Origin of the sequence: Zoogloea sp., assembly GCF_028689785.1 — a bacterium.
GTDB lineage: Bacteria > Pseudomonadota > Gammaproteobacteria > Burkholderiales > Rhodocyclaceae > Zoogloea.
Window position 1 is genome coordinate 1 of sequence record NZ_JAQVCN010000102.1, and the last position, 9,127, is coordinate 9,127.

A 9,127-nucleotide genomic window follows, 5' to 3' on the forward strand; every position below is an offset into this window, starting at 1 on the left:
CCGACCAAGGCATGAGAGATGCAAGTTTCGTCCACCTTCTTCCTTAGGAGCTTCAACCATGATCCAACAACGCCTCTCCCTTTCTTCCATGATCGCAGCCGCAACCGCAGTAGTTGCTCTGGGCCTTCCAGGGATGGCTTCGGCAGCATATGAGCATCCTGCCAACAATGAACAGGGCGTAATCGTTCACCCGGAACACTTCAAGAGCGAGAAGACGCGAGAGCAGGTCATCGCGGAAGCCAAGGCTGCCATGCAGCAAGGACTTCTTTCTTATGGCGAGAGCAACTACCCAATGCCTGTGCCTAATGTGGGCCCAGGGAAAACTCGTCAGCAAGTGATCAACGAAATGCTGAACGAGTCACCTGCCGAACGCTCCGAGCGTCTGCGTCTCTACTCCCCGGGTTGATAGCCCCCAATTGGGGCTCCAGCAGAGCACGTTGAATCCATTCTGTGGGATCGCGCGTCGGCCTGGCTAACCTCGGGATTTCAGCAGCCTGATAGGTCACGCCCCAAAAATTACCTGACAGAAATGTAATTTTTGAAACATCTTCCCGTCAGTCTCGGGCTTGCAGAATCACAACGTGCATTCGCACACGGTGGGCGGACTCAAATACGAAGTGCAACACCCTGGATTTCAGTGAAAGAGGGTGGGATGGCTTGCAGAGCGGTCATTTTGGCGCTGAGCCTGACGCTTTCGTGAGCCTCCACCGACCACGTCTTCAGAATTTTTCAGGACTTACGCAAAATCGCCCCAGCGGCGTTGCTCTTCCTTGCCGTGCGCTTGCACTGTCTGCGTCAGAGCGCCTTACTGGAACAATTTGGAACAATTTTGCGTAAGTCCTATTTTTGTGTTTGAACAATAGGGACCACCGCTATGGAAAAGTCATTTCATCGCTTCTCTGAACTGTTTTCCCAGCTTGGTCTGCGCATGGACGCGGCAGGCATCGGGGAGTTCTTGGAGGCCCACGCTCCACTGCCGGCCGATGTGCTGCTGGCCGATGCGCCATTCTGGACACCATCTCAGGCGACTCTGTTGCGCGAAGAACTTCTGGAAGACGCGGACTGGGCCGAAGTAATTGACCGGTTGAATTCCGCTTTGCGTGCGCCAAGGGGGAGGTCATGATGCCTATGAGGAATCGCCTGTCGTTGGGTGTGGTAATGGTGTCTCTCGCGCTGAGCTCGATGGTTTACGCGCAGGAGGTCAAGCTTGGGTCGAGTGTTGAAGGGTTGCTGCAAGCGGCCTGGGAGCGAAACCCCGAAATCGCAAGCATGCGTTTTGATGCCGATGCCGCTGCCGAGCGTGTCGTACCCGCGGGTGCCTTGCCGGATCCAAAGTTCAGCATGGAACTTCGTGACCTTACCCGGATGGGCGAGCGCAACCCGACGCTGCTGCCAGGGCGTGTGGGCAGCACGCGATACCTGCTCACACAGGAATTGCCGTGGTTTGGGAAACGGGGCCTCAAGCGTGAATCGGCCCAATTGCAGGCCGAGGCGGCTCGAGGGCGAGTGGCTGGCACTTGGAGTGAACTAGCGACCAAGATCAAGACGACATACGCCCAAATCTACTATCTGGACCAGAACGAGCGGCTGACCAGGGAGATCCTGGACCTGATTAATCGCCTGGAAAAAGTCGCCCAGGTGCGCTACGCCGGTGGCCTGGCCGCGCAGCAGGACGTGATTCGTGCGCAGCTGGAGCAAACCACCATGCGCAACGAATTGATTGCACTCGAAGCAGAGCGAAGTCAGTTGCAGGCCAAGCTGAAAGCGCTCGTGGGGCGCCCTGCCAGCGAGATGCTGGCTACGCCAGAGAGCATTCGCACACTTCCGGCGCCTGAGACCATGCGATTTGATGTCCTGGAGCAGCGTGCACGGTCCAGCAATCCGCTGCTGAGAACCGAGGAGTCACAAATCCAGGCTGCAGAAAAGAACCGTGAACTCACCTACAAGAACCGCTATCCGGACTTTGCGGTGGGGGTGTCACCCATCCAGTACGGTAAGTCGATCCGGGAATGGGAGTTGATGGTCGAGGTCACCATTCCCTTGCAGCAGGAAACCCGGCGCGCACAGGAGCAGGAAGCACAGGCCATGCTGGATGCCGCCCGCTCGCGCCGCGAAGCGGTCACCAACCAGGTACTGGCGGATCTGTATGAAAACTTGGCGGGCCTGGATGCGGCTCGCCGTACGCTGGCGTTGACCACGGACAGCCTGCTACCCCAGTCGGAGCTGACGTTCCGGTCGGCTTTGGCAGGCTACGAATCGGGCAAGGTGGATTTCGCCACCCTGCTGGATGCACAGAGACAGATACGACAAGCCAAACTCAATCAAGTCAAAGCAGGAGTTGCAGCCCAGATGCGTCTGGCGGACATCGAGCGCATCGTGGGAGAAGATCTATGACAACAACTATCAAGGTGGGCGCGCTCGTGCTGGCCGCCACGGCACTGGCTGCGGGAGGCGGCTATTGGTACGGGCAACGCCAGTCCGCTGCACATGGATCAGTGCAGGCGACATCGACTGTTGCTTCGGCAAACGATAAGAAGGAGCGCAAGGTTCTCTATTACCGCAATCCGATGGGCTTGCCCGATACGTCCCCCACGCCCAAGAAGGACCCGATGGGGATGGATTACATCCCCGTCTACGAGGGCGATCAGGAACCGGAAGCCGGAAGCGCCAACCAGATCAAGATCAGCACCGACAAGGTTCAGAAGCTCGGGGTGCGCGTTGAGGCTGTCAGCCTGCGCAACCTGGACAAGATGGTGCGCGCGGCAGGCCGCATCGAACCCGACGAGCGCCTGACCTACGCCATCACCCCCAAGTTCGAGGGCTACGTCGAACGCTTGCATGTCAACGCCACCGGCCAGGCCGTGGGCAAGGGCCAGCCGTTGTTCGAGGTCTACAGCCCAGAGCTGGTGTCGGCGCAACGCGAATATGCGATTGCCGCCCAAGGGGTCGACGCCTTAAAGGGCGCCAGCGAGGAAACACAGAAAGGAATGCGAGAACTCGCCGAATCGGGCCTGACGCGCCTGCGCAACTGGGATATTTCGGACGAGCAGGTGAAGGCGCTGACTCAGTCGGGCACGGCGCGCCGCACCCTCACATTTCGCTCGCCGGTGGCAGGCATCGTGACCGAGAAAAAGGCGGTACAGGGCATGCGTTTCATGCCAGGCGACGCGCTCTACCAGGTCACTAACCTGTCTTCAGTGTGGGTGATAGCCGATGTATTCGAGCAGGACATCGGCATGGTCAAAACAGGGGCAAAGGCCACGGTTCGCATCAACGCCTACCCGGACAAGGTATTCACCGGTTCCATCACCTACGTCTATCCAACGCTCACGGCTGAAACTCGCACCGTGCCCGTGCGGGTCGAATTGACCAATGCAGGTGGGTTGCTAAAGCCGGGCATGTTTGCACAGGTGGAACTGCCCGCCGCCTCCAAGGGCACCGTGCTGACGGTACCGACGTCGGCGGTTATCGACAGCGGAACACGGCAGATCGTTCTGGTGCAACTCAAGGAGGGGCGTTTCGAGCCCCGCGAAGTCAAGGTCGGCGCGCGCAGCGAGGACCGCATCGAAATTATCGAGGGCGTGCAGGACGGTGAGATGGTCGTAGTGGCCGCCAATTTCCTCATCGACGCGGAAAGCAATCTCAAGGCCGCCATCGGAGGCCTGGGGCATACAGGACACGGGACTCAAGCCACTCCTGATGGATCAGCAAGCACCAAGGCCGTCACAGGCGTGGGTCACCAAGCCGAAGGCACAGTAGAGGACATCGATACGAAGTCCTCCACGGTGACGCTGGCACATGGCCCGGTGCCCAGTCTCAAATGGCCCGCCATGTCGATGGAGTTCAAGGTCGCCCACAGCGGCTTGCTCAAGGAGCTCAAGCCGGGTGCCCTGGTTGCCTTTGAGTTCGTCGAACGCGATCAAGGCGAATGGGTGATCACCGCCGCCCGACCCCTGGGCAAAGCCACGGCCAATCCTCACGCCGGTCACAACTGATTTTCGGGAAAAAATATGCTTGCGAAGATCATCGACTGGTCGGGGAGAAACCGTTTCCTGGTGCTGCTGGCGACCCTGTTCGTCATTGTTGGCGGTGTCTATGCCGTGCTCAAAACGCCGCTGGACGCGCTGCCAGACCTGTCGGACGTTCAGGTCATCGTCTACACCGAGTATCCGGGCCAGGCCCCGCAGGTGGTCGAGGATCAGGTGACGTATCCGTTGACCACCTCCATGCTGTCGGTTCCCAAGTCCAAGGTGGTACGCGGCTTCTCCTTCTTTGGCGCCTCGTTCGTCTACATCATCTTCGAGGATGGCACTGACATCTACTGGGCCCGCTCACGCGTGCTCGAATACCTCAACTTCGCAGCGGGGCGAATGCCCAAGGGCGTGACACCGCAGATCGGCCCGGATGCGACCGGCGTGGGCTGGGTGTACCAATATGCGCTCCTGGCCAAAGATATGACCCTGGCCGAATTGCGTAGCTTGCAGGATTGGTACCTGCGCTACCAGTTGACCAAGGCCCATGGCGTGGCCGAAGTGGCGTCGATTGGCGGGTTTGTGCAGACGTACCAGATCACCGTCGATCCGGTGAAACTGCGGGCTTACGGCATTCCCTTGGCCAAGGTCTCCCAGGTGGTGCGCGACTCGAACCGGGACGTCGGCGGGCGCGTGGTGGAGATGGCCGAGACCGAGTACATGGTGCGTGGCAAGGGCTATCTGCGCGGGGTGGCCGACATCGAGAGCCTGGTCGTCAAGGCGGAAAAAGGCACACCGGTGCTGATCCGTGACATCGCCCGTGTTGAACTGGTACCGGACGAGCGCCGTGGCGTGACCGAGCTCAATGGCGAGGGCGAGGTGGTCTCCGGCATCGCCGTGGCCCGCTACGGCCAGAACGCGCTGGAGGTGATTCACAACCTCAAGGAAAAGATCGCCGAGGTCTCGGCGGGCCTCCCGCCGGGCGTCAGCATCGAGGCGGTGTACGACCGATCCGACCTGATTCACCGGGCCATCGATACGCTCAAGCGCACCTTGCTGGAAGAGAGCCTGATCGTTGCCCTGGTCTGCATGGTCTTTCTGATGCACGTTCGCTCGGCCCTCGTGGCTATCTTGATGTTGCCCGTGGGTGTGCTGATCGCGTTCATCGCCATGCGCCTGCTGGGCATGAATTCCAACCTGATGAGCCTTGGCGGCATCGCCATCGCCATTGGGGCCATGGTGGATGCGGCCATCGTCATGATCGAGAACGCGCACAAGCACCTGGAACGCCTCCCGCCCGAGCACAGCAAGGCCGATCGCGTGGAGGCGATGATCACCGCCTGCAAGGAGGTGGGGCCGGCGTTGTTCTTCTCGCTGCTCATCATTACCGTGTCCTTTCTGCCGGTATTCACACTGGAATCACAGGAAGGGCGCATGTTCTCGCCGCTGGCCTATACCAAGACCTTTGCGATGGCCGGGGCCGCGCTGCTGTCCGTGACGCTGGTGCCCGTGCTGATGATGCTGTTCATCCGGGGAAAAATCATGCCCGAATCCCGCAACCCGGTGAACCGGTTCCTGATCTGGGCCTACCGTCCCATCATCGCCACCGTGATGCGCTGGAAGAAGCTGACCATCGCTGCTGCGCTCCTGGTGCTGGGCGTGTCGTTCTATCCCGCCAGCCAGCTCGGCTCTGAATTCATGCCCACACTCAACGAAGGCTCGTTGCTGTACATGCCCGCCTCGCTGCCAGGCATGTCGATTACCAAGGCAGCCGAGCTGATGCAGACGCAGAACAAGATCATCAAGAGCTTCCCCGAGGTGGTATCGGTCTTTGGCAAGGCGGGGCGCGCCAACACCGCCACCGACCCGGCGCCGACCGAGATGTTCGAAACCGTCATCAACCTCAAGCCCGAGTCCGAATGGCGCCCCGGAATGACGACCGACAAGCTCATCGCCGAACTGGACAAGGCACTGCAGTTCCCCGGCGTGTCCAACGCCTGGACCATGCCCATCAAAGCGCGCATCGACATGCTGTCCACCGGCATTCGGACGCCGATTGGCATCAAGGTCTACGGCAATGACCTGACCGAAATGGAACGCCTGGCGCGCGAGATTGAAACGGTGGTCAAGCAGGTGCCGGGAACGACCTCGGCTTTCGCTGAGCGCCTCACGGGGGGCTCTTACCTCAACATCGAGCCCGACCGAGTGCAACTTGCGCGCTACGGGCTGGCGGTCGGAGACTTGCTGGAAGTCATTGGTACTGCACTGGGCGGAGAAATGGTGACCACGACGGTCGAAGGCCGCGAGCGCTTTGGCGTCACGGTGCGCTACCCGCGCGAGCTGCGCACCGACCCGCAGCAGATCGCCCGCGAAGTGCTCGTGCCCACCATGGACGGCGCGATGGTGCCGCTGGGGCAGGTGGCCCGGGTCGAAGTGGCAAAGGGTGCGCCGGGCATCCGCACTGAAAATGCGCTTCTGTCTGCTTACATCTTCGTGGACATCCGTGAGCGTGACATCGGCAGCTATGTGGCAGACGCGCGCAAAGCCGTGAACGAACAGGTAAAGTTTCCGCCGGGCTACTACGCGACCTGGAGTGGCCAGTTTGAGTCGATGGAACGTGCGGTGCAAAAGATGAAGGTGGTCATTCCCGTCACCTTGCTCATCATCTTTCTGCTGCTGTACCTGAACTTCAAGCGCCTGACGGAAACCCTGATCGTCATGCTGTCGGTGCCGTTTGCCTTGGTCGGAGGGGTCTGGCTCATGTGGTTGATGGGCTACAACATGTCTGTGGCCGTCGCGGTGGGCTTCATCGCCTTGGCGGGGGTGGCCGCTGAGACCGGGGTGATCATGTTGATCTATTTAGACCATGCCTGGGAGGAAATTCAGGCAAAACGCCGCGCTGAAAACAAAGAGCCTGGCGTTGCGGATCTTTATGAAGCCATCATGGAGGGTGCGGTTGAGCGGGTGCGTCCCAAGATGATGACGGTGGTCGCCATCATGGCTGGCTTGCTTCCCATCCTGTGGGGAACTGGCACAGGCTCGGAAGTCATGAGTCGTATCGCTGCACCGATGGTTGGAGGGATGATTTCCTCGACCGTGCTGACGCTGGCAGTAATTCCCGCTATTTATGGCTTGGTCAAGCAGTTTGAACTTCGAAGAAGGCGAGCTTGATGCGATTGGCCTCGCATGCACAAGGAACTGCTCGCCCGTGGCATCCGGGTGGGCAGGAAACGTGTGCGCCGCTTGATGCAGCAGCACGGCATCCGGGCCAAGACCCAGCACAAATTTGTGGTGACCACGGACAGCCGCCACAGCCCCGCCGGTGGCCCCGGACCTGGTACAGCGACGTTTCAATCCCGATACACCCGACCAGCTCTGGTGTGGCAACACCACCTACATCGCCACCGACGAAGGTTGGGTGTACCTGGCAGCGGTCATCGACCTGTTCAGCCGCCAGGTGGTGGGCTGGAGCATGCAGGCGCACAACTATTGATCCGGCAGGCTTTATTCGTAAACCTTGCTCGGGCTGAGGTGTCGAAGCCCCTCGACGGGCTCAAGTTGAACGACATCGGGACTCTGCAATAAACCGTGCCGGATCAATAGGCCGCCGTCAAGGCACTTTGTTCCCCTCACGCAGCTCAAGCCCCCTGTTTCGCATACCAAAGGAATCATCATGAACAAGCTGATCTACCCCCTCGCCGGCGCGCTGATGCTGGGCGCCACCTTGCCGGTCCTGGCCGGCCCTGACTTTCAGGCTATCGAGCAAGGCCGCAAGGCCGGCCAGGAGGCCGAGGCAACGCGCACGCGAGATGCCGCCGAGGCCGCCAAAACCGGCCGTGGCGACTGCCCGCCCCAGCCCTTGATCCTGCCGCTCGACCATGGTCCGCGTGCCTTGACTACGCCCTACCTGAACCAGCTGCGCAAGCAGCGCTTCGAGGCGGAGATGAAGACCTGCAAGGAATGACGCCGAGGAAGCGCCTATTCAGTCGGCCCTGCAAAACTCATCCGCCCGCCCATGCCAGCCGGCCCAAGCCGGTTTTCCTCATCCCCACCGCCGTTGCGAGCGCCGAGGCCAGCATGACGTCCCCGAATCTATCGGCGCCCATGACCGACATGGCCAACTCCTCCTTGGACTACACCGTGTGCTCATTGGTAGAGCCCCGTGTGTGATACACCGCCGTGCATAGGTCGTAGTAGGGTGCCACGCGGGGCCTCTCTTCATTGCTCAGGAAAGAAATGTTCTTCAGGTGGCAGTCCGAATGGCCCACCAGCGTGTTGAACAAGATCCGGCGGAAGACCTCCATACGCGCCTGCGCCCGGTTGCGGCACTGACCGATGAGCGCGTTGAGTTTGGGAATCGTCGCACTGCTGTATTTGTAGATCGCACTCTCATTGAGCGCCTGACAGCCATCCAGGGCATGCACCAGCATCAGCCATGAGCAAGCGGCGCCGGCCTTGGGCACGGTGTTCACGAAATCGAGCTCGTAAAATATCCAACCAGCTTCACGAGATCAATGAAGATTCAATCAGCCTTACACACAGAAATTTGGACAGGCCCGGGGATGGTCACGGCATGAATTCGCCAATCGGCACATGTGTTGCTGATTAGCGAGGTGACATCAACCCGCCCAACGTGCATGGTGAAATTTCAAACCTGCATGTTCATCACATCGGTATAGGCCTGAACTATTCGGTTTCGACTGTGGAGCGTGGCCTGGAATGCGATGTTCGACTTGACACCAGCGAGTATCGTTTCTTCAAGGCCCACCGTGGGATTCTCAAGAGTGAACTCTCGACTCAGGCGGCCAGAATCCGCTTGTAGTTTGCTCGTGGTCGAAAGCGCCTGCTTCATCGCGTCCAAAAAGCCGTCGTCCTGAACACTGGGTGTTTTGGACACCAATTTGTCCACCTGGGTGACGGGCCGTAGTGCTTCGAGCGGGTGTGTGGTTATGTTCATGTTATGTCCGTTGTCCAGCCGAAGAGGGTGATGAACAGCCCTTTTTCGGAAGATCGCGGTCAGGAGTCGGTACGAGAAATAGTAATTCCCGCCCGCTGGTCTGTAAGCCTTCAGACTGGGGCATCGGCCCTCCAAATGTATGGCTATGGATTACAAAAACTTAATCTCGCTGACATCACCACGCAGGTCGATCCTCAGC

8 protein-coding genes and 1 pseudogene are annotated in these 9,127 nt (G+C 59.7%); 7 read left to right on the forward strand and 2 right to left on the reverse strand.

Features of this window, described 5'->3' with window-relative positions; translation table 11 throughout:
* Window positions 1–58: 58 nt before the first annotated feature.
* From PHI64_RS22815 to PHI64_RS22845, 7 genes and pseudogenes are all read left to right on the forward strand, one after another.
* Window positions 59–406 carry a DUF4148 domain-containing protein gene (locus PHI64_RS22815; RefSeq protein ID WP_299888485.1) on the forward strand — a complete coding sequence of 116 codons (348 nt, stop codon included), beginning with the start codon at window positions 59–61 and terminating at the stop codon, window positions 404–406.
* Window positions 407–874: 468 nt separating this feature from the next.
* Window positions 875–1,123, forward strand: a complete 249-nt coding sequence (locus tag PHI64_RS22820) for a DUF2789 domain-containing protein (RefSeq protein ID WP_066697057.1) — start codon at window positions 875–877, stop codon at window positions 1,121–1,123.
* A gap of 5 nt (window positions 1,124–1,128) precedes the next feature.
* Window positions 1,129–2,394 (forward strand): TolC family protein, encoded by a 1,266-nt coding sequence (locus PHI64_RS22825; protein WP_299888486.1) that lies wholly within the window; start codon window positions 1,129–1,131, stop codon window positions 2,392–2,394.
* Window positions 2,391–3,995 (forward strand): efflux RND transporter periplasmic adaptor subunit, encoded by a 1,605-nt coding sequence (locus tag PHI64_RS22830; RefSeq protein WP_198847121.1) that lies wholly within the window; start codon window positions 2,391–2,393, stop codon window positions 3,993–3,995. The genes PHI64_RS22825 and PHI64_RS22830 overlap by 4 nt, the downstream gene beginning before the upstream one ends.
* A gap of 15 nt (window positions 3,996–4,010) precedes the next feature.
* Window positions 4,011–7,142, forward strand: a complete 3,132-nt coding sequence (locus PHI64_RS22835) for an efflux RND transporter permease subunit (RefSeq protein WP_299888487.1) — start codon at window positions 4,011–4,013, stop codon at window positions 7,140–7,142.
* 6 nt (window positions 7,143–7,148) lie between these two features.
* Window positions 7,149–7,449, forward strand: a pseudogene (locus tag PHI64_RS22840) (IS3 family transposase); the annotation flags it as partial.
* A 195-nt stretch (window positions 7,450–7,644) separates the two neighbouring features.
* Window positions 7,645–7,935, forward strand: coding sequence for a hypothetical protein (locus tag PHI64_RS22845; RefSeq protein ID WP_207576194.1), 291 nt, complete (start codon window positions 7,645–7,647; stop codon window positions 7,933–7,935).
* A gap of 169 nt (window positions 7,936–8,104) precedes the next feature.
* Here the strand turns inward: PHI64_RS22845 and PHI64_RS22850 are convergent, their stop codons facing one another.
* Together PHI64_RS22850 and fliE are read right to left on the reverse strand one after the other, a co-directional pair.
* A complete protein-coding gene (locus tag PHI64_RS22850; RefSeq protein WP_299888492.1) occupies window positions 8,105–8,443 on the reverse strand; it encodes a HipA domain-containing protein in 339 nt (112 codons plus the stop codon).
* 176 nt (window positions 8,444–8,619) lie between these two features.
* Window positions 8,620–8,928 (reverse strand): flagellar hook-basal body complex protein FliE, encoded by a 309-nt coding sequence (fliE, locus tag PHI64_RS22855; RefSeq protein WP_066695136.1) that lies wholly within the window; start codon window positions 8,926–8,928, stop codon window positions 8,620–8,622.
* Window positions 8,929–9,127: the final 199 nt, after the last annotated feature.